This is a genomic window from Bradyrhizobium sp. SRS-191, from assembly GCF_024586915.1.
Lineage (GTDB): Bacteria > Pseudomonadota > Alphaproteobacteria > Rhizobiales > Xanthobacteraceae > Bradyrhizobium.
On the sequence record NZ_JANBVS010000005.1, the window covers coordinates 38,202 to 59,566 of the forward strand.

Sequence of the window (21,365 nt, forward strand, 5' to 3'; positions counted from 1 at the left end):
GACAATCAGGCAAACTTCTTCTGGACTTCAGCCGACACGTTGGCCGGCGCTTCAGCGTAGTGCGAGAACTGCATCGTGAAGGTCGCGCGACCCTGGCTCATCGAGCGCAGATTGTTCACGTAACCGAACATGTTCATGAGCGGCACCATCGCGTTGATGACGTTGGCGTTGCCGCGCATGTCCTGGCCCTGGATCTGGCCACGACGGGAGTTCAGGTCGCCGATGACCGAGCCGGTGTAGTCTTCCGGGGTCACGACCTCGACCTTCATGATCGGCTCAAGCAGAACGGACTTGCCCTTCTGCAGCGCCTCACGGAAGGCCGCGCGCGACGCGATTTCGAAGGCCAGAGCCGACGAGTCGACGTCGTGATACTTGCCGTCGACCAGCGACACCTTGACGTCGACCACCGGGAAGCCGGCGACCACGCCTGCGCCGAGCACGCTCTCGATGCCCTTTTCGACGCCGGGGATGTATTCCTTCGGAACCGCACCGCCGACGATCTTGGACTCGAACACGTAGCCACCGCCCGGCTCGTTCGGCTCGACCACGATGCTCACGGCCGCGAACTGGCCGGTACCACCGGTCTGCTTCTTGTGGGTGTAGTCCACATTGGCCGGCTTGGTGATGCGCTCACGGAACGCCACCTGCGGCGCGCCGATGTTCGCATCGACCTTGTAGGTGCGCTTCAGGATGTCGACCTTGATGTCGAGATGGAGCTCGCCCATGCCCTTCAGGATGGTCTGGCCCGACTCGTGATCGGTCGACACGCGGAAGGACGGATCTTCGGCGGCGAGCTTCGCCAGCGCGATGCCCAGCTTCTCCTGGTCGGCCTTCGACTTCGGCTCGATCGCGATCTCGATGACCGGCTCCGGGAATTCCATCTTTTCCAGGATGACCTGGTTGTTCGGATCGCACAGCGTGTCACCGGTGCGCGCTTCCTTGAGGCCGGCGAGAGCGACGATGTCGCCCGCATAGGCTTCCTTGATGTCCTCGCGGTTGTTGGCGTGCATCAGCAGCATGCGGCCGATGCGCTCCTTCTTCTCGCGGGTCGAGTTCACGACGCCGGTGCCCGAGGTCAGGATGCCCGAATAGATGCGGCAGAAGGTGATGGTGCCGACGAACGGGTCGTCCATGATCTTGAACGCGAGCAGCGACAGCGGCTCCTTGTCGTCCGCCTTGCGCACGACCTCGTTGCCCTCGTCGTCGGTGCCCTTGATCGCGGGCACGTCGAGCGGCGACGGCAGATAGTCGACGACGGCGTCGAGCAAGGGCTGCACACCCTTGTTCTTGAAGGCCGAGCCGCACAGCACCGGATAGAAGGCGCCGGTCAGAACGGCCTTGCGGATCAGGCGCTTCAGGGTCGCTTCGTCCGGCTCCTTGCCGTCGAGGAACGCAGCCAGGGCGTCGTCGTCGAGCTCGACGGCGGCTTCCACCAGCTTCTCGCGATATTCGGCAGCCTGGTCGGCGAGATCAGCAGGGATCTCGACATGGTCGAACTTCGCGCCGAGCGACTCGTCGTTCCAGACGATCGCCTTCATGGTCACGAGATCGATGCAGCCCTTGAAGTTGTTCTCGGCGCCGATCGGCAGCTGGATCGCAACCGGCTTCGCGCCCAGGCGGTCGACGATGTCGGCCAGGCACTTGAAGAAGTCGGCACCGGTCTTGTCCATCTTGTTGGCGAAGACGATGCGCGGCACCTTGTACTTGTCGCCCTGGCGCCAAACGGTCTCGGTCTGCGGCTCGACGCCCTGGTTGGAGTCGAGCACGCACACGGCGCCGTCGAGCACGCGCAAGCTGCGCTCGACCTCGATGGTGAAGTCGACGTGGCCGGGGGTGTCGATGATGTTCAGGCGCTTGCCGTTCCAGAACGCGGTGGTGGCAGCGGAGGTGATCGTGATGCCACGCTCCTGCTCCTGCTCCATCCAGTCCATCGTCGCGGCACCTTCGTGCACTTCGCCGATCTTGTGGCTCTTGCCGGTGTAATACAGGATGCGCTCGGTCGTCGTCGTCTTACCGGCGTCGATATGCGCCATGATACCGAAGTTACGATAGTCTTCGATGGCGTGTTGGCGGGGCATGGATCTGTTCCCTGATTTCCGTTCGGGCCGCTGTTACCAGCGGTAGTGCGAGAAGGCGCGGTTGGCTTCAGCCATCCGGTGCACGTCTTCACGCTTCTTCACGGCGTTACCCCGGTTGTTCGAGGCATCGAGCAGCTCCGCCGAAAGCCGCTCGGTCATGGTCTTCTCGTTGCGGTCGCGCGCAGCCGAGATCAGCCAGCGAATGCCCAGCGCCTGGCGGCGGGTGGAACGAACCTCGACCGGCACCTGGTAGGTCGCGCCACCGACGCGGCGCGAGCGCACTTCGATCGTCGGCATGACGTTTTCCAGCGCCTGCTCGAACACCGTCAGGGGGCTCTGCTTGGTCTTGGCCTCGATGATGCCAAACGCGCCGTAGACGATTCCTTCGGCGACCGACTTCTTGCCGGCGTACATCACCGAGTTCATGAACTTGGTGACGATGATGTTCCCGAACTTCGGATCCGGAAGCACTTCACGCTTTTCGGCTGAATGGCGACGCGACATGTGATCTGTTCCCGCTTTATCTCGAACGTCTTACTTCGGACGCTTCGCGCCGTACTTCGAACGACGCTGCTTACGGTTCTTGACGCCCTGGGTATCCAGCACGCCGCGGAGGATGTGGTAGCGCACGCCAGGCAAGTCCTTGACGCGGCCGCCGCGGATCATGACCACCGAGTGCTCCTGCAGGTTATGGCCTTCACCCGGGATGTAGCCGATCACCTCGAAGCCGTTGGTCAGGCGCACCTTGGCGACCTTACGAAGCGCCGAGTTCGGCTTCTTCGGGGTCGTGGTGTAGACGCGCGTGCAAACGCCACGCTTCTGCGGCGACTGCTGCAGCGCCGGCACCTTCTTGCGCGACTTCTGCACTTCGCGCGGATTTGCGATCAGCTGGTTGATCGTCGGCATCTTGGCCTTCACCCTTCTCAACGTTCGCACGGAAACCGCGATGGATTTCCGCAAATTCTGTTCGAGGTTCCCCGCCTCACCCGGGCCGCATCGCGCGAAAACCCGCGCAAAACGAAATCGCGCCAACCATTCATCGCTGAACGGAAAGCGCTTGACGCCACAGAGGACCGCGATCACCACCCTTCAGCTTGCGCTGACAGCGGTCTACCGAGGTCATGCATCCGAAATTGGTCTCAAGAGAACGAGCTCGAGAGATCTAAAATCGTTCTGGCATTGCCTAGCTATGATCGACAGCGTTTGAGCGGCATTCGTCGAGGTTGGTGCCCGTTCTGCCCTGTTCGGAGCCGTCCGGGTGATCCGTACCGACGCTGGCGAAGCTCACCGCCTGTCGTTGAGTGCGGGCCTTTTATAAGCGGTAAATACCCAAGTCAAGCAAAACGACGCCGCAGCACGCGCAATCCAGTCGTTTGTATGTCGGGTGCCCGCCACGCTGGGCCGACGCCGGGCAGCCGATACCTGCAGCTTACCTATTCACTCAAGTAGACCAGTCAAGCCCCTGACGATGTTGAGAGATTGAGGTGCCGTAGGGTGGGCAAAGCAGCCGGCCCGAAGGGGCGGCAGCGTGCCCACCATCTCACCGCAATGAATGCCGCCCGACGGTGGGCACGGCGCGGCCGACAGCTCGGGCGCGGAGACGGCACGGCCGCGCCTTTGCCCACCCTGCGGCCTCTCCGATTCTCCGTTCACCCTCCGCAACGATCTGAAACAGGGCGGCTAAGGCTTTGTTCGGCTTTAGGAGCCAAGGATGGCGCGACGAAGAGACGCCGCATGCCCCACTATACCGACATCGCGATCATCGGCGGCGGACTGGCCGGTTCGATCACGGCGGCCATGCTGGGGCGTGCCGGCATTGCGGCGATTCTGGTCGATCCCCACGCGGTTTACCCGCCGGACTTCCGAATCGAGAAGATCTCGGGCGTCGAGCAGATCGCGCGGTTCCGGCGCACCGGGACGGCGGACAAGGCGCTGCGGGGCGCGACGCTCACGGCCGAGAATTGGATCGCCCGATTCGGCTACGTCCTCGACAAGGCGCCGGTGCACCAATACGGCATCCGCTACGACGCGCTGGTCGCCGGCGTGCGGGAGGAGATCCCGGCGCCGATCCTGCGAATCGTAGCCAAGGCCACCGCGATCACCCCGGGAGACGATCGCCAGTCCGTCGTCCTCTCCACCGGCGAGTCGATCTCCGCCCGGCTGGTCGTGCTCGCCAACGGTCTGAATGTCGGCCTGCGGCATCAGCTGGGAATCACCCGGACGATCACCAGCCCGGCCCATTCGATCTCGGTCGGCTTCGATCTGGAGCCGGTCGGCCGCCCGGCCTTCCCGTTCCCGGCCATGACCTATTTCCAGGAGCGGGCGAACGCTCGGGTGCCCTACGTCACCCTGTTTCCGATCGGCGAGCGGATGCGCGCCAACCTGTTCGCGTATCGGGAGGTTGACGATCCCTGTGTCCGCGCAGTGCGGCGCAGTCCGGCCGAGACGCTGGACGCCGCCCTGCCCGGCCTCAAGCGGATCACCGGTGCTTACGCTGTGACCGGCGAGGTCAAGGTCCGGCCGGCCGACCTCATCGTCAACAGCGGCCAACGCATGCCCGGCGTGGTGCTGGTCGGCGATGCCTTCTGCACCACCTGCCCGGTGACCGGCACCGGCTCCGACAAGGTGTTCACGGACGTCGAGCGCCTGTGCAACGTCCACATCCCGCGCTGGCTGGCGACCGACGGCATGAGCGAAGGCAAGATCGCCGCGTTCTATGACGACCCGGTCAAGGCCGCCTGCGATGCGTGGTCGTTGGACAAGGCCTGGCGCTTCCGCGATGTCTCGATCGGCAGTGGCCCCTATTGGCTGGCGCAGCGCTGGGCGCGCTTTGCGGTCTCACTGGGCCGCGGCGTGCGGCACCGGCTGGCGAGCACACCGCTCCACGCCTATTCCTCCTCGTCGTCGTCCTCGTCATCCTCGAGGTCGTCTTCGTCATCCTCATCGTCGCTGTCGTCGTCGACCTGATCCTGCCGGCTCGGCTGGTGGCCCTGGTCGTCCCAGAGCTTACGGTACGTGCCGTTCTTGGCGAGCAGTTCGGCGTGGCTGCCGCGCTCGATGGCGCGGCCGCCGGAGATGACGATGATCTCGTCCATCTCGACAACTGACGTGAGGCGGTGGGTCGACCAGATCATGGTGCGGCCCTTGGCGACCTTGAGCAGCGTGCGGTTGATCGCGGCTTCAGTGGTCTGGTCGAGCGCCGAGGTGGCCTCGTCGAGCAGCAGGACGGAGGGATTGCGGATGATGGCGCGGGCGATGGCGATGCGCTGGCGCTGGCCGCCCGATAGCGTGTCGCCGCGCTCGCCGACCAGGGTGTCGTATTTCTGCGGCAGGCTCATGATGTAGCGGTGAATCTCGGCCTTCTTGGCCGCCTCCTCCACCTCCTCGTCGGTCGCGCCCTCCTTGCCGAGCCGGATGTTCTCCCGCAGCGACATGTTGAACAGCATGTTCTCCTGGAACACGACCGCCATGCTGCCGCGGAGCGAATCGCGGGTCACCTTGCGGATATCGACGCCGTCGATGGTCACGCGGCCCTCGTCGGGCACGTAGAGCCGCAGGATCAGGTTGAGCAGCGTGCTCTTGCCGGAGCCGGACGGACCGACGATGGCGATGCGCTTGCCGACGTCGAGCTTCAGGCTGAGATTGTCCAGCACCGGGGTCTGGCTGCCCTCGTATTGGAAGCCGACGCGCTCGAAGGTGATGTCGTGGCTGATGCGCGGCAGGTCCGGCGCGCCCGGCCGGTCGGCGCCCCGCGTAGGCTCGTCCAGCAGCTCCTGCATGTGCCGGATCGCGGCGGCCGAGGAGATCGACACCGGGATGAAGTGCATCACATGGGCGATGTTGTAGGACACCTCCCAGAACGCGCTCTCGAAGGTGACGAAGGTGCCGACGGTGATCTGCCCCTTGGTGGCGAGATAGGCGCCGATCGCGAGCACCACCAGGTGCAGCAGCAGCACCGCGATGGTCACCGTGCGCTCGACCATGGTCGAGAGGAACATCGCATCGGCCATCTTGCGCCGCGCCGCGTCATTGCGGAACGAGAACCAGCCGAACACCTTGCGATGCAGACTGAAGGCCTTGATGACCGCTTGCGCCGCGATGTTCTCCTGGATCACGCCGAGCAGCGAGGCCTCGTTGAGCTTCTGCTCGTAATTGGCCTGCACGGCCTTGGGCGTCAGGATGCGCGGGCCGATCAGGGTGATCGGAAATACCAAGAGCGCGATCGCGGCGAGCTGCCAGTTGAGGAACAGCATCAGGATGATGCCGGCGATGAGCTCGAGCAGCGGCAGCGCGGCGCTGTTGGCGAAGGTCTTCACCACGCCCTCGAACGCCGACATGTCGACCGAGAAGCGCGACAGGATCTCGCCGCGCTTGGTGCGCTGGAAATACGCCGCCGGCAGGTTCTGCACGTGGTCGAACAGCCGCGTGCGGACGTCGGAAATGACGCAGGCCGCCAGCCGCGCATCCCAGCGCTCGTAGAGCACGGCGACGATCGAGGTGAAGATGCCGGCGACCGCGAGCACGCCGAGGATGCGGTAGAGCGCCTCGAAATCCTCCTCGCCGAGCGCGTCGTCGATCAGGAACTTGAGGCTGAGCGGCATGATGACGTTGAACAGCGTCTCGATCAGAACGCCGATCGACACGAAGGCCAGCATCTTCTTGTACTTGCCGAGCAGCGGCGAGACGAAGCCGTAGATCGTCGCAAGCGCGCCGGCGGCCTCGCGGGCCGAGTAGACGACGAGGTCCTCGTCGTCGTCATCATCGTCGAGATCGTCGTCCTCGCCGTCATCATCGTCGTCCTCGTCGGAGGGCGGCGGCGGCTTACTGGTCTCAGGGGGCTTAGCGGCCGCCGGCGGCTTGGTGGCCTGCGGCGGCTTGGCTGCCTCAGGCAATTTGCCCGCCTGCAACTGCTCGGAGGGCTGCGCCGCCTCGGACGTCCGCGGCACGTTGGCGGCAACGGGTGCTTCAGGTGCCTGCGCGGATTCGGGCGCCTGCGGCGGTTCCGGCGCCTGTGCAGCCTGAGGCGCGCTGGCTTCAGAAAGCCGCTTTGCGATCTCGGCTGCAGCACCGGCGGCAGCCGCGATTCGCTTGCCGGCGATCCGATCGTCGGCGGTCTGACCGGGCGCAGCCGAGGTCGAACCCGATTTCGAACCTCGCTTCGAGCCCGATTTGGAGGCCGGTCTCGACTCTGATCCTGGTTTCTTGGGCGCCATGCAACCAACCGAAGCAGCGCGGCCGACGAGAGCGCCGGCCTTGCGCGTCAGGCATTTAACATCTGCACAGCGCCGCGGCCAGCGTCCTCAGTCTTCGTCCTCGACCTTGTCGAAGAACGAGTAGCGCAGGCTGTCCGCGTCGGCATACCACTGGCCGGGGCCCTTGTTGGCGGCGAGAGTCGCGGCCCACACTTCGTCGGTGCAGTCGCGGCGGTGCATCGCGAGATCGAAGCCGTTGCCGAAGAACAGCTCGGACCATTCCCACCATGTGCCGAGCTTCTTGACGCCGCGCAGCAGATCGTAACGGTCGACCAGCGCCGGCGCCATGTCCGAGGTGATCGAGCCGAACACGAGGCCGGTCTTGACCACGCGGTTGAGCTCGCGAATCGCGCGCGCAACCTGCTTGTCGCCGAGGTGGCAGAGGCTGGTCTCGAACACGAAGTCGAACTCGCCCGACTTGAACGGCAGATCGGCAATCGAGCCGAGCTTGTTGTACTTCCTGAGCGCCTTCGGCGTCTTGCCGTGGATATAGCGGTTGTTCTCGATGCCCCAGGCATCGATGCCGCGCTCGCGCAGCGCGCCGACCAGCTCGCCGCTCGCGGAGCCGGCGACCAAGAGCTTGTAGCCCTTGCCCTTGCTCTTGTTCCAGACGATCTTGATCAGGCCGAGCAGATAGTCCGGGTCAGTGAAATGCGACCAGGCATCCGCGTACGGCCCCTGCCCGCGATAATTGTCGAAATAGTCGCGGTCGATCTTGTCCGACAGCGGCTTCTCCGCCTGCGATTTGACGCGGCGCAGCCGCATCATCTCGGTGAGGATGATGTCGGTCGCGGCATCCGAGGAGTCGAGCAGGCCGTTGAGGGTCGAATCGAACAGATAGTCGCCGACCACCACGATCCCCGGATGCTCCTTCGGCTCCGGGCGGTGATTGGTCATGACGTCGCGCACCGGCAGGCCGCCGGGCAGCGCGTTCACCGACGACAGCCAGCGATGGATCTTGCCTTCCATGAAATGCGCCCTGGAATCGCCGAGCGCCGCCGGCAGCGACTTCAGCGCGGCGTCGATCAGCTCCTGGTCGGACAGGTTGGCGAAGGCCAGCGCGTCGGAGCCGGCGATCAGCCAGTTCAGCACGCCATGCTTGCCGACATCGTGGCGCGAGCCCTCATTGTAGATGCAGCAGCCGCCGAACGCCTCCGACATGAACCAGGAGCCCGGGATCTTGTCGCCCCAGAACGGGGAATCGAACAGGATCGAGACGCGCAGATAGTGCGCGGGACGATCGAAATAGGCGACGTGCTTGACCATCGACTGGCGCAGCTTCTCGCCGTCCCAGCCGACGGTGGACAGCCAGGAATGCGGCAGGCAGACCAGCACGAGATCGAACTCGCGCGTCTCCGGCCCCTTGCCGTTCATCATGTTGAGGCGGTAGCGGCCCTGCTCGGTCTTGCCGATGCGCAGGACACGGTGGTTGAGCTGGATGTCGGCGTCGACCTCCGAGCGCAGGCACTCGATCAGCTGCTCATTGCCGTTCTGGATCGAATACAGACCGATGTAGTCGTCGATATCCATCACGAAGTTCTTGAGCGCGTTGAGGCCGTTGGTGTTGTGGGCCTCGGTGGCGATGTCGGAGCGCGACATCACCTTGAAGAAGCGCTTGGCGGTCGGGTCCTCGACCTCTTCGTCGAGCAGCTCCTCGCAGGTCTTGTAGGCCCAGGGGTGCTCATTGTCGTGCGCGCCGACGCCCTCATAGTATTCGACCGGCGACATCACGTCGGAGCAGCGCTTGCGAAACGCCTCGACGGCCGCGGCAGTCTTCGGTCCATATTTGCGGCGCAGGCCCGGAACGTCGTCGAGCAGCTCGCCGTCGAGCTGCACCTGCAACGCGTCCATCGGAATCGTCTGCAGGCCGAAATGCTGGATCAGCTCGCGCAAAGGATCAGGGCCGGTCATCGAGTAGTCGTAGATCTCGGCGACGCCGGCTTCGTACATGGCCGGCGCCGTGTCGAACTTGCGCGTGACGATCTTGCCGCCGAGCCGGTCGGACGCCTCGAAGATGGTCACCTTGCAGAGATCGCCGAGCTTTCGCCTGAGATACCAGGCGCTCATCAGGCCGCCCGGACCGCCACCAACAATCGCAAGGTCAAGCATCGAAGTTCCGCCATCTCCGGCTGTCTGCGACACCGCCGGTCGTCCGTGTTTCGGGTCTGCCACCCTTGGGGCTCGATCGGCCATAGCCTACCCGGCCCGCACAGGGTTTGCGCCCGAGCAAATCGGCGCAGCGCCACGCGCGGTGGACGGACATCAGCTCAGCGGATCTGATGCTCCCAGAAGCGCCTTTGTGCCTGAAGGGAAGATGAACAACGGGGCAGCAGCGCGGCAGCAGGAGAAAATCTTGTCAAAAAAAGGCCGGCGAGCGCCGGCCTTTTCTATGTCACATGAACGAGCGGCGGAACCTGACACCGTCAGGCCTCGCCGCAACGCTCTGCTTACTCTGCGGGCGGCAGCGCCAGCGGCTGCGGCTCGGGCTGCGACGGCACGATCGCCGCCTGCTTCTCGCGCTCGTCGAGAATCAGCTTGTCGCGCTTGAGAGCGACTTCGCGGATGCGGGCCATGGAGGCGCCGGTGCCGGCCGGGATCAGGCGGCCGACGATGACGTTCTCCTTGAGACCCTCGAGCGGATCGATCTTGCCGTTGACCGCAGCCTCCGTGAGGACGCGGGTGGTCTCCTGGAACGAGGCCGCCGAGAAGAACGACCGTGTCTGCAGGCTCGCCTTGGTGATGCCGAGCAGAACCGGATTGCCGGTGGCGGGCTTCTTGCCCTCCTCCTGCGCCTTCAGGTTCAGCGCGTCGAACTCGATCTTGTCGACCTGCTCGCCCGAGATCATGTCGGTGTCGCCCTGGTCGGTGACCTCGATCTTCTGCAGCATCTGACGGACAATCACCTCGATGTGCTTGTCGTTGATGAGCACGCCCTGGAGCCGGTAGACCTCCTGGATCTCGTTGACCAGATAGGCCGCGAGTTCCTCGATGCCCTTGATCGCCAGGATGTCGTGCGGCGCCGGGTTTCCTTCGACGATGAAGTCACCCTTCTCGACGATGTCGCCATCCTGGAGATGGATGTGCTTGCCCTTCGGGATCAGGTACTCGCGCGCCTCTTCGGTCTTGTCCACCGGCTCGATCGAGATGCGACGCTTGTTCTTGTAGTCGCGGCCGAACCGGATGGTGCCGGCGATCTCAGCGATGATCGCGGCATCCTTCGGCTTGCGCGCTTCGAACAGCTCCGCCACCCGCGGCAGACCGCCGGTGATGTCGCGCGTCTTGGCGCTCTCGGTCGAGATACGCGCCAGGATGTCGCCCGGCTTCACCGTCGCCCCGATGTCGACCGACAGAATCGCGTCGACCGACAGCATGTAGCGGGCATCGCCACCGCGGGCGAGCTTGAGCACCTTGCCGTCCTTGCCCTTGATCACGATCGCCGGACGCAGATCCGCGCCACCGCGCGTTCCACGCCAGTCGATGACCACGCGCTTGGCGATACCGGTGGACTCGTCGAGCGTTTCCGAGATCGACAGACCTTCGGTCAGATCCTCGAACCCGATCGTGCCCTCCGCTTCCGTGAGGATCGGGCGGGTGTAAGGATCCCACTCGGCGATGCGCTGGCCGCGCTTGATCATGTCGCCGTCGTCGACATGCATGCGCGAACCGTACTGGATACGGTGCGTCGCACGCTCGCTGCCGTCGGGGTCGACGATCGTCACGACCATGTTGCGGACCATCGCGATCAGGTGACCCTCGCTGTTGCGAGCGATCGCCTTGTTGCGGATGACCACCTTGCCTTCGAAGTTCGATTCGACGAAGGACTGCTCGTTCAGCTGCGCCGCACCGCCGATGTGGAAGGTACGCATCGTCAGCTGGGTGCCGGGCTCACCGATCGACTGCGCGGCGATGACGCCGACAGCCTCACCGTGGTTGACCGGCGTACCGCGCGCGAGGTCGCGGCCGTAGCACATCTTGCAGATGCCGTTGACCAGCTCGCAAGTCAGCGCCGAGCGGATCTTCACCTCCTGCACGCCAGCCTGCTGGATGGCGTCGATGTGGCTCTCCTCCATCAGCGTGCCGGCCTTGACCAGCACGGCGTTGGTGGCGGGATCGCGCACGTCGTCGCAAGGCACGCGGCCCAGGATGCGCGAGCCGAGCGACGCCACCAGGGTGCCGGCGTCGACGATCGCACGCATCTTGATGCCGAGATGGGTGCCGCAATCGTCCTGCGTGATGATGCAGTCCTGCGCGACGTCCACCAGACGGCGGGTGAGGTAACCCGAGTTCGCGGTCTTCAACGCCGTGTCCGCGAGACCCTTGCGGGCGCCGTGAGTCGAGTTGAAGTACTCGAGAACCGAGAGGCCTTCCTTGAAGTTCGAGATGATCGGCGTCTCGATAATCTCACCCGACGGCTTGGCCATCAGGCCGCGCATGCCGGCGAGCTGACGCATCTGGGCCGGCGAACCACGCGCACCGGAGTGCGACATCATGTAGATCGAGTTGATGTCGGCATCCGCGCCCGTCGCCGTCTTCTTGGTGACGGAGATCTCCTTCATCATCTCCTTGGCGATCTCTTCCGAGGCCTTCGACCAGGCGTCGACGACCTTGTTGTACTTCTCGCCATGGGTGATCAGACCGTCATTGTACTGCTGCTCGAAATCCTTCGCCAGCGTACGCGTCGTGTCGACGATCTTCCACTTGCCCGCCGGCACGACCATGTCGTCCTTGCCGAACGAGATGCCCGCCTTGAAGGCGTTGTAGAAGCCGAGCGCCATGATGCGGTCGCAGAAGATCACCGTCTCCTTCTGGCCGCAGTGACGGTAGACCTGATCGATGACGCCCGAGATCTCGCGCTTGGTCATCAGCTTGTTGATGACCTCGAAGGTCACGCGCGGATGCTTCGGCAGCAGGTTGCCGAGCATGACGCGGCCCGCGGTGGTTTCGATCCAGCGCTTGGAGATCTTGCCTTCCTCGTTCATCCCCTCCCAGCGATACTTAATCTTGGTGTGGAGATGGATCGCCTTGGCGTGCAGCGCATGCTCGAGCTCGGCCATGTTGCCGAACGCCATGCCCTGGCCGTTCATGCCCTCGCGCATGATCGAGACGTAGTAGAGGCCGAGCACGATGTCCTGCGACGGCACGATGATCGGCTGGCCGTTCGCCGGATGCAGGATGTTGTTGGTCGACATCATCAGGACGCGCGCTTCCAGCTGCGCTTCGAGCGACAGCGGAACGTGCACGGCCATCTGGTCGCCGTCGAAGTCGGCGTTGAACGCCGAGCAGACCAGCGGATGCAGCTGGATCGCCTTGCCCTCGATCAGCACCGGCTCGAACGCCTGAATGCCGAGACGATGCAGCGTCGGCGCGCGGTTCAGCAGCACCGGATGCTCGCGGATGACCTCGTCCAGGATGTCCCAGACCTCCGGACGCTCCTTCTCGACCAGCTTCTTGGCCTGCTTGACCGTCGTCGACAGACCCTTGGCGTCGAGCCGCGAGTAGATGAACGGCTTGAACAGCTCGAGCGCCATCTTCTTCGGCAGGCCGCACTGATGCAGGCGCAGCTCGGGACCGACCACGATGACCGAACGGCCGGAGTAGTCGACGCGCTTGCCGAGCAGGTTCTGACGGAAGCGGCCCTGCTTGCCCTTGAGCATGTCGGCGAGCGACTTCAGCGGCCTCTTGTTGGCGCCGGTGATGACGCGGCCGCGACGGCCGTTGTCGAACAGCGCATCCACCGCCTCCTGAAGCATGCGCTTCTCGTTGCGGATGATGATGTCCGGCGCGCGCAGCTCCATCAGCCGCTTCAGGCGGTTGTTGCGGTTGATGACGCGGCGGTAGAGGTCGTTGAGGTCGGAGGTCGCGAAGCGGCCGCCGTCGAGCGGCACCAGCGGACGCAGGTCCGGCGGGATGACCGGCACGACGGTCATGATCATCCATTCCGGCTTGTTGCCGGAGTGGCGGAAGGCCTCGACGATCTTCAGGCGCTTGGCGAGCTTCTTGTGCTTGATGTCGGAGTCGGTCTCCTGCATCTCGGCACGCAGCGTCTGCTCGAGCTTCTCCAGCTCGAGGCCGCGCAGCAGCTCACGGATGGCTTCCGCGCCGATCATGGCGGTGAAGCTGTCCTGGCCGTACTCGTCCTGCGCCTTGAGGTACTCGTCCTCGGACAGCAGCTGACGGTCCTTCAGCGCGGTCAGACCCGGCTCGAGGACGACGTAATATTCGAAGTACAGGATCCGCTCGAGATCCTTCAGCGTCATGTCGAGCAGCAGGCCGATGCGCGAGGGCAGCGACTTCAGGAACCAGATGTGCGCGACGGGGGCGGCGAGCTCGATGTGGCCCATGCGCTCGCGCCGGACGCGCGACAGCGTCACCTCGACCGAGCACTTCTCGCAGATGATGCCCTTGTACTTCATCCGCTTGTACTTGCCGCACAAGCACTCGTAATCCTTGATCGGCCCGAAGATGCGGGCGCAGAACAGGCCGTCGCGCTCCGGCTTGAAGGTGCGGTAGTTGATCGTTTCCGGCTTCTTGATCTCGCCGTAGGACCAGGACAGAATCTTTTCCGGCGACGCGATCGAGATGCGGATCTGGTCGAAGACCTGAGCCGGCGTCGTCGGGTTGAAGAGATTCATAATTTCTTGGTTCATCGTATTCTCCTCGCGGACCGATCGGGGGTCGGCCGCAAATTCGAAAATCTCTTGGCAGACGGCGCCCTGCCCGACCCGCGGGAGGAAGGCGCCGGCACCCGGCCGCTCGAGGGCGGCCGGGCCTGAAGTCTTGAACTACTCGGCGGCTTCCGACGTCGGCGCCGGTCCGAGCTTGGAGTTGTGCAGGTCGACGTTGAGGCCGAGCGAGCGCATTTCCTTGACCAGCACGTTGAACGATTCCGGAATACCGGCCTCGAACGTGTCGTCGCCGCGCACGATGGCTTCGTAGACCTTGGTGCGGCCGGCGACGTCGTCCGACTTCACCGTCAGCATCTCCTGCAGCGTGTAGGCCGCGCCATAGGCTTCGAGCGCCCACACCTCCATTTCGCCGAAGCGCTGGCCGCCGAACTGGGCCTTGCCGCCCAGCGGCTGCTGGGTGACCAGCGAGTACGGGCCGATCGAACGCGCATGGATCTTGTCGTCGACCAGATGGTGCAGCTTGAGCATGTAGATGTAGCCGACGGTCACCTTGCGGTCGAACGCATCGCCGGTGCGGCCGTCATAGACGGTCGACTGGCCCGAGGCGTCCATGCCGGCGAGCTTCAGCATCTCCTCGATGTCGGCCTCCTTGGCGCCGTCGAACACCGGCGTGGCGATCGGCACGCCGCGGCTCAGATTGTGACCCAGCTCGATCAGCTCATTGTCGTTGAGCGTCTTGATGGTCTCGTCCTCGCCGTAGATCCGCTTCAGGGTTTCCTTCAGCGGCTTGATGTCCTGCTTCGCGAGATACGCATCCACGGTCTGCGCGATGCGCCGGCCGAGGCCCGCGCAGGCCCAGCCGAGATGGGTCTCGAGGATCTGACCGACGTTCATGCGCGAGGGCACGCCCAGCGGGTTCAGCACGATGTCCGCATGCGTGCCGTCCTCGAGGAACGGCATGTCCTCGATCGGCACGATCTTGGAGACGACGCCCTTGTTGCCGTGACGGCCGGCCATCTTGTCGCCCGGCTGAATCTTGCGCTTCACGGCCACAAAGACCTTGACCATCTTCATCACGCCGGGCGGCAGTTCGTCGCCACGCTGCAGCTTCTCGACCTTGTCGAGGAAGCGCTGTTCCAGCCCCTTCTTCGACTCGTCGTACTGCTTCCGCATGGCCTCGATCTCGGCCATCAGCTTGTCGTTCGGCGAAGCGAACATCCACCACTGCGACTTCGGATACTCGTCGAGCACCGCACGGGTGATCTTGGTATCCTTCTTGAAGCCCTTCGGGCCGGAGATGCCCTGGCGGCCATCCAGCATGTCGGCGAGGCGGCTGTAAACGTTGCGGTCCAGGATCGCCTGCTCGTCGTCACGGTCCTTGGCGAGACGCTCGATCTCTTCCCGCTCGATCGCCAGCGCACGCTCGTCCTTGTCGACGCCGTGGCGGTTGAACACGCGGACCTCGACGATGGTGCCCTGCACGCCCGGCGGCACCCGCAGAGAGGTGTCGCGAACGTCCGAGGCCTTCTCGCCGAAGATGGCGCGCAGCAGCTTCTCTTCCGGCGTCATCGGGCTCTCGCCCTTCGGCGTGATCTTGCCGACCAGGATGTCGCCGGCGCGCACTTCCGCACCGATATAGACGATGCCGGCTTCGTCGAGATTCTTCAGCGCCTCTTCCGACACGTTCGGAATGTCGCGCGTGATTTCCTCCGGACCCAGCTTGGTGTCGCGGGCCATCACCTCGAATTCCTCGATGTGGATCGAGGTGAAGACGTCCTCCTTCACGATCCGCTCGGAGAGCAGGATGGAGTCCTCGAAGTTGTAGCCGTTCCACGGCATGAACGCGACCAGCACGTTGCGGCCGAGCGCGAGCTCGCCGAGGTCGGTCGACGGACCGTCGGCGATGATGTCGCCCTTCTTGACGATGTCGCCGACCTTCACCAGCGGACGCTGATTGATGCAGGTCGACTGGTTCGAGCGCTGGTACTTCATGAGCCGGTAGATATCGACGCCCGACTTGGTCGGATCGAGATCTTCCGTGGCGCGGATGACGACGCGGGTGGCGTCGATCTGGTCGATCACGCCCGAGCGGCGCGCTGCGATCGCAGCGCCCGAGTCACGAGCCACAACGCCTTCCATGCCGGTGCCGACGAACGGCGCCTCGGCGCGAACCAGCGGCACCGCCTGGCGCTGCATGTTCGAGCCCATCAGCGCGCGGTTGGCGTCGTCGTTCTCGAGGAACGGGATCAGCGCCGCGGCAACCGAAACCAGCTGCTTCGGCGACACGTCCATGTAGTCGACCTTGTCCGGCGTCATCGGCACGACTTCGCCGGCATGACGGCAGACCACGAGGTCCTCGGTGAAGCGGCCCTTGGCATCGAGCGGCACGTTGGCCTGCGCGACGCGGTAGCGCCCCTCCTCCATCGCGGACAGATACACCACCTCGTCGGTGACGCGGCCGTCCTTGACCTTGCGGTACGGCGTCTCGACGAAGCCATACTTGTTGACGCGGGCGAACGTGGCCAGCGAGTTGATCAGACCGATGTTCGGACCTTCCGGCGTCTCGATCGGGCAGATGCGGCCGTAATGCGTCGGATGCACGTCGCGCACCTCGAAGCCGGCGCGCTCGCGGGTCAGACCGCCCGGTCCAAGCGCCGACAGGCGGCGCTTGTGGGTGATCTCCGACAGCGGGTTGGTCTGGTCCATGAACTGCGACAGCTGCGACGAGCCGAAGAACTCGCGCACGGCAGCCGCGGCGGGCTTCGCGTTGATCAGGTCCTGCGGCATCACGGTGTCGATGTCGACGCTCGACATACGCTCCTTGATGGCGCGCTCCATGCGGAGCAGACCGATGCGGTACTGGTTCTCCATCAGCTCACCGACCGAGCGGACGCGGCGGTTGCCGAGATGGTCGATGTCGTCGATCTCGCCCTTGCCGTCGCGCAGGTCGACCAGGGTCTTGATGACCGCCAGGATGTCTTCCTTGCGCAGCGTACGCTGCGTGTCCGGCGCATCGAGCTCGAGGCGCATGTTCATCTTGACGCGGCCGACCGCGGAGAGGTCGTAGCGCTCGGCATCGAAGAACAGCGACTGGAACATCGCCTGCGCGGAATCGAGCGTCGGCGGCTCACCCGGACGCATCACGCGGTAGATGTCGAACAGCGCGTCCTCACGCGTCATGTTCTTGTCGGCCGAGAGCGTGTTGCGGATGTAGGGGCCGACATTGACGTGGTCGATGTCGAGCAGCGGCAGGTCCTTGTAGCCCTGCTCGTTCAACACCTTGAACAGCTTGTCGGTGATCTCCTCGCCGGCCTCGGCGTAGATCTCGCCGGTCTTCGGATTGACGAGATCCTCGGCGATGTAGTTGCCGAGCAGCTCCTCGTCCGACATGCGCAGCGCCTTCAGCCCCTTCTCCTGGAGCTGGCGGGCGGCACGGACGGTGAGCTTCTTGCCGGCCTCGAGCACGACCTTGCCGGTGTCGGCATCGATCAGGTCGTTGACGGTCGAATAGCCGCGGAAGCGGTTGGCGTCGAACGGAACGCGCCAGCCTTCCTTGATGCGCTTGTAGATCAGCTTCTTGTAGAAGGTCGACAGGATCTGCTCGCCGTCGAGGCCGAGCGCGAACATCAGCGACGTCACCGGCAGCTTGCGGCGACGGTCGATGCGCGCGAACACGATGTCCTTGGCGTCGAACTCGATGTCGAGCCAGGAGCCGCGATACGGGATGACGCGGGCGGCGAACAAAAGCTTGCCCGAGGAGTGGGTCTTGCCCTTGTCGTGATCGAAGAACACGCCCGGCGAACGGTGCATCTGCGAGACGATGACGCGCTCGGTGCCGTTGACGATGAAGGTGCCGTTCATGGTCATGAGCGGAATGTCGCCCATGTACACGTCCTGCTCCTTGATGTCCTTGACCGACTTGGCACCGGTTTCCTCGTCGATATCGAACACGATGAGGCGCAGCGTCACCTTGAGCGGCGCAGCGAAGGTCATGCCGCGCTGGCGGCACTCGTCGACGTCGTATTTCGGCGGCTCGAACTCGTAGCGGACGAACTCCAGCATCGAGGTGCCGGAGAAGTCGGAGATCGGGAACACCGAGCGGAACACCGCCTGCAGGCCCTCATCCGGCCGGCCGCCCGTAGGCTCGTCCACCATCAGGAACTGGTCATAGGACGCCTTCTGAACCTCGATGAGGTTCGGCATCTCCGCGACTTCCTTGATGTGTCCAAAGAACTTGCGAACACGTTTGCGACCGGTGAATGTCTGCTGCGCCATCGTGGGCCTCTCATGTCGTCGCCCGGAGGGGCGATCCTTCCGAAACAGCGGCTGCCACCGCCATCCCGGGTTGAATTTCGATCCATTTCGAAGGTCTGAGGCACAGAGCGCGGAACGGAAACGTCCCAGATCTGTTCTTCAGACCGCCAAAACGCAAAACGACGCGCGAGGCGCGAGGGCGCACCCGCTCGTCAGAACTAGTTCGTCACGGACTGCAAAAGCCCGAAATTGCCTATCTCCCAACGGCTTACGATAGAGACGCCACTCCATCGCGAAAACCGGCTTTTCGTGCTGCCGACCCAATATGGGTTGACATTAGTCGAGATTCGAGAGCGACGTCCCCAAATCTCCACACTTTTCCGTGTTCGGCCCGCAGCGGACTTCCCCGTTGCACGCCTTTTGCAACGATTCCGGCCGATCCGGATACCCCCGCAAACGTCTTTGTCTTTATGATGACCGGGCAATGTTACCACCCGGTCACCAGATCGTCGGGGAGCGCCCCGCGCTTGGCCCTCAGGCGCGGGACGCTCCAGAGCCAATCGCGCTTACTTGAGCTCGATCTTGGCGCCAGCCTTCTCGAGCTGAGCCTTGATCTTCTCGGCCTCGTCCTTGTTGACGCCTTCCTTGACCGGCTTCGGAGCGCCCTCGACCAGGTCCTTGGCTTCCTTCAGGCCCAGGCCGGTGATGGCGCGGACTTCCTTGATGACCTCGATCTTCTTGTCGCCGGCCGAAGCCAGGACAACGGTGAACTCGGTCTTCTCTTCCGCCGGAGCGGCAGCAGCGCCACCAGCGCCCGGAGCGGCGACGGCCACGGCGGCCGCGGCGGACACGCCCCACTTCTCTTCCAGGAGCTTCGCGAGCTCAGCAGCCTCGAGAACGGTGAGGGCCGAGAGGTCGTCGACGATCTTCTGCAGGTCAGCCATTGATGTAGTCCTTTAGTGTGGTTCGGTTCGAAACCAGGTTGTGAGTGTTTGCGAAGGGCGTCAGGCCGCTTCGCCCTTTGAGGCATGAGCCTGAATGACGCGCGCGACCTTGGCCGCGGGAGCGTTGGCGAGCTGGGCCAGCTTGGTCGCCGGAGCCTGGATCAGGCCGACGAGCTTGCCGCGCAGTTCGTCCAGCGACGGCAGCGAGGCGAGAGCCTTCACGCTGTCGACATTCAGGACGGTTGAGCCCATCGAGCCGCCGAGGATGACGAACTTTTCGTTCGCCTTGGCGAATTCGATGGCAACCTTGGGCGCCGCGACTGGATCGTTCGAAGTTGCGATCACGGTCGGCCCCTTCAACAGGGAACCGATGCCGACGACGTCCGTGCCTTCAAGAGCAATTTTGGCGAGACGGTTCTTCGAGACCTTCACCGACGCGCCAGCCTGCTTCATCTGCATGCGCAGCTTCTGCATCTGGGCCACGGTGAGGCCGGAATAGTGAGCGACGACCGCGACGCCCGTGGTCTTGAAGACCTCGTGCAGTTCTTCGACCGCCTCTTTTTTTGCCGCTCGTTCCACAGCAAGCTCTCTCCGGTTGGCGGCCTTCGCCCAAAAGCGGGACCGCCGGGTTAAACCCGCCGCCCCGCCAAACATGACCTCTGGACTCATGACCCCGAGGACACGCAAGGCAAAACGGCGATGAATAGCCTGCCCTTCCGAAAGCCCTGATGAAGGGCTCGCGGAGTGTCGAGGTTCGAACCAAACCTGCATGCCACCGCGACAAAGCGCAGAGGACATGCCGAAATCCGGTTTTCACCCGTCTATGCAGGCTGGATGATTAAGCCATTGAGGAAATTGGATTTCCGCACCGGCGCCTGCAGTCTCGGACAGGATTCGGGGTGATCGGCGGACCGACCTCCCCTGCGGCATTTCGAGAGCAGAAAGATCCTTCTTCCTTCCGAGACATCCGAACGGATATTCTCAAAAGGAATGCCGGCTCTCCACGTCTTTCGGAATGCGCGCACGGGCGCGCCAGCAAAAGCCAGCCCGCCCGGAAGCCGGTTCTTTAACGGGTCGATGACGACTTGCCAAGACCCCCATCAGCAAAAATCGCACCAATTTGGAGGTGCGGCGGCCGCCGGCCGGAGGCCCTTAAAGTCCTTTATGAGCCTGCTGAGGACGCAGATACCGCATAAGGCAGCCTCTGACCCGCGAAGAACGCCGCGAGATTGGCCACCACGCAGGCCTGCATCGCAACGTGCGACTCACGGGTGTTACCGCCGATATGGGGCGTCACCACGACATTGGGAAGCGCCGTCAGTTCATCCGGCACATGAGGTTCGGTCTCGAACACATCCAGGCCGGCCCCGGCGATGGTGCCGTCCTTGAGCGCTGTCTGCAGCGCGCGCTCGTCAATGACCGAGCCGCGCGAGATGTTCACGACATGACCGTCAGGTCCGAGCTTCTTCAGCAGCCCGGCATTGACCACGTGGGTGGTCTCGGCGCTGGCGCGGACGGCGATCATCAGCACGGTGCACCATTCGGCCAGCGCATCCAGGCTCGGGACGTATCGGTACGGCAGGTCGTCGTACCGGGTGCGGTTGAAATAGCCGACCTCGGCCTCGAACGCGGCGACGCGGGCCGCGATCTTGCGGCCGATCTCGCCCATGCCGTAGACGCCGACCTTGCAGCCTGAAAGGCTCGGCGGCGGCTTCATCAACGGCGACGGCTTGGCCGCGGCCCAGCCGCCATCGCGCACGTATGCGTCGGCGACGATCAGCCGCCGCGTGCTCGCCAGCATCAGCATGACCGCGATATCGGCAACGGCTGCGGCATTGGCCCCCGGGCTGTGGCCGACCGCGATGTTGCGTTCAGCGGCAGCCTTGAGGTCGACGCCATCATAGCCGGTGCCGTAGCAGACGATCGCCCCCAGCGCCGGCAGCCGGTCCATCTCGGCCGCCCCCAACCGCTGGGCGCCGGCCGTGACCAGGGCCCGCACCTGCGCCACCTCCGCCGCCGGAAACACCTCGTGCGCCGGCTTGCCGCCGGTGTCGAGCAGGTCGAAGCGGTCGGCGAAGCGCTGGGTCAGCGATTTGGGGAAGCGGGAATAGATCAGGACCTTGTCGGGCATCGCGGCTGCGGACTCCAAAAATGCGAAGGGCGGGATCGATCAACGATCCCGCCCTTCTTAATCTAGCTCATGCGTGGCCG

Annotated in this window: 11 protein-coding genes; 1 reads left to right on the forward strand and 10 read right to left on the reverse strand. The window is 64.2% G+C overall.

Annotation, left to right across the window (positions count from 1 at the left end):
- Positions 1–5: 5 nt before the first annotated feature.
- From fusA to rpsL, 3 genes are read right to left on the reverse strand one after another with little or no spacing between them, the layout of a single operon-like run.
- Entirely contained in the window at positions 6–2,078 is a 2,073-nt protein-coding gene (gene fusA / locus NLR35_RS11005) for an elongation factor G (RefSeq protein WP_257166569.1), read from the reverse strand.
- Positions 2,079–2,111: 33 nt separating this feature from the next.
- A complete protein-coding gene (rpsG, locus tag NLR35_RS11010) occupies positions 2,112–2,582 on the reverse strand; it encodes a 30S ribosomal protein S7 (RefSeq protein ID WP_006611835.1) in 471 nt (156 codons plus the stop codon).
- Positions 2,583–2,612: 30 nt separating this feature from the next.
- The gene (gene rpsL / locus NLR35_RS11015; protein WP_006611834.1) at positions 2,613–2,984 is read right to left on the reverse strand and encodes a 30S ribosomal protein S12; all 372 of its coding nucleotides are present in this window, start codon (positions 2,982–2,984) and stop codon (positions 2,613–2,615) included.
- An 828-nt stretch (positions 2,985–3,812) separates the two neighbouring features.
- Between rpsL and NLR35_RS11020 the strand changes: the two genes are divergently transcribed.
- Positions 3,813–5,045 (forward strand): NAD(P)/FAD-dependent oxidoreductase, encoded by a 1,233-nt coding sequence (locus NLR35_RS11020; protein ID WP_257166570.1) that lies wholly within the window; start codon positions 3,813–3,815, stop codon positions 5,043–5,045.
- Here NLR35_RS11020 and NLR35_RS11025 read toward each other — a convergent pair.
- The 7 genes from NLR35_RS11025 to NLR35_RS11055 all read right to left on the reverse strand — a co-directional run bounded on the left by NLR35_RS11025 (position 4,967) and on the right by NLR35_RS11055 (position 21,285).
- Positions 4,967–7,291 (reverse strand): ABC transporter ATP-binding protein, encoded by a 2,325-nt coding sequence (locus tag NLR35_RS11025; protein WP_257166571.1) that lies wholly within the window; start codon positions 7,289–7,291, stop codon positions 4,967–4,969. The genes NLR35_RS11020 and NLR35_RS11025 overlap by 79 nt on opposite strands.
- An 87-nt stretch (positions 7,292–7,378) precedes the next feature.
- Positions 7,379–9,439, reverse strand: coding sequence for an FAD-dependent oxidoreductase (locus tag NLR35_RS11030; protein ID WP_257166572.1), 2,061 nt, complete (start codon positions 9,437–9,439; stop codon positions 7,379–7,381).
- Between the two features lie 338 nt (positions 9,440–9,777).
- Positions 9,778–13,977: a DNA-directed RNA polymerase subunit beta' gene (gene rpoC, locus NLR35_RS11035; RefSeq protein ID WP_257166573.1), complete on the reverse strand. Its 4,200-nt coding sequence runs from the start codon at positions 13,975–13,977 to the stop codon at positions 9,778–9,780.
- 135 nt (positions 13,978–14,112) lie between these two features.
- Positions 14,113–18,231: a DNA-directed RNA polymerase subunit beta gene (gene rpoB / locus NLR35_RS11040; RefSeq protein WP_257166574.1), complete on the reverse strand. Its 4,119-nt coding sequence runs from the start codon at positions 18,229–18,231 to the stop codon at positions 14,113–14,115.
- A gap of 545 nt (positions 18,232–18,776) precedes the next feature.
- Entirely contained in the window at positions 18,777–19,154 is a 378-nt protein-coding gene (gene rplL, locus NLR35_RS11045; protein ID WP_172108050.1) for a 50S ribosomal protein L7/L12, read from the reverse strand.
- A 60-nt stretch (positions 19,155–19,214) separates the two neighbouring features.
- A complete protein-coding gene (rplJ, locus tag NLR35_RS11050) occupies positions 19,215–19,733 on the reverse strand; it encodes a 50S ribosomal protein L10 (protein ID WP_006611827.1) in 519 nt (172 codons plus the stop codon).
- A gap of 583 nt (positions 19,734–20,316) precedes the next feature.
- The gene (locus tag NLR35_RS11055) at positions 20,317–21,285 is read right to left on the reverse strand and encodes a 2-hydroxyacid dehydrogenase (RefSeq protein WP_257166575.1); all 969 of its coding nucleotides are present in this window, start codon (positions 21,283–21,285) and stop codon (positions 20,317–20,319) included.
- Between the last annotated feature and the right edge of the window lie 80 nt (positions 21,286–21,365).

What these genes read in the sequence shown, in the direction of transcription:
- fusA (WP_257166569.1), bottom strand. Translation starts at nt 2,078, where the DNA reads ATGCCCCGCCAACACGCCATCGAAGACTATCGTAACTTCGGTATCATG.
- rpsG (WP_006611835.1), bottom strand. Translation starts at nt 2,582, where the DNA reads ATGTCGCGTCGCCATTCAGCCGAAAAGCGTGAAGTGCTTCCGGATCCG.
- rpsL (WP_006611834.1), bottom strand. Translation starts at nt 2,984, where the DNA reads ATGCCGACGATCAACCAGCTGATCGCAAATCCGCGCGAAGTGCAGAAG.
- NLR35_RS11020 (WP_257166570.1), top strand. Translation starts at nt 3,813, where the DNA reads ATGCCCCACTATACCGACATCGCGATCATCGGCGGCGGACTGGCCGGT.
- NLR35_RS11025 (WP_257166571.1), bottom strand. Translation starts at nt 7,291, where the DNA reads ATGGCGCCCAAGAAACCAGGATCAGAGTCGAGACCGGCCTCCAAATCG.
- NLR35_RS11030 (WP_257166572.1), bottom strand. Translation starts at nt 9,439, where the DNA reads ATGCTTGACCTTGCGATTGTTGGTGGCGGTCCGGGCGGCCTGATGAGC.
- rpoC (WP_257166573.1), bottom strand. Translation starts at nt 13,977, where the DNA reads ATGAACCAAGAAATTATGAATCTCTTCAACCCGACGACGCCGGCTCAG.
- rpoB (WP_257166574.1), bottom strand. Translation starts at nt 18,231, where the DNA reads ATGGCGCAGCAGACATTCACCGGTCGCAAACGTGTTCGCAAGTTCTTT.
- rplL (WP_172108050.1), bottom strand. Translation starts at nt 19,154, where the DNA reads ATGGCTGACCTGCAGAAGATCGTCGACGACCTCTCGGCCCTCACCGTT.
- NLR35_RS11055 (WP_257166575.1), bottom strand. Translation starts at nt 21,285, where the DNA reads ATGCCCGACAAGGTCCTGATCTATTCCCGCTTCCCCAAATCGCTGACC.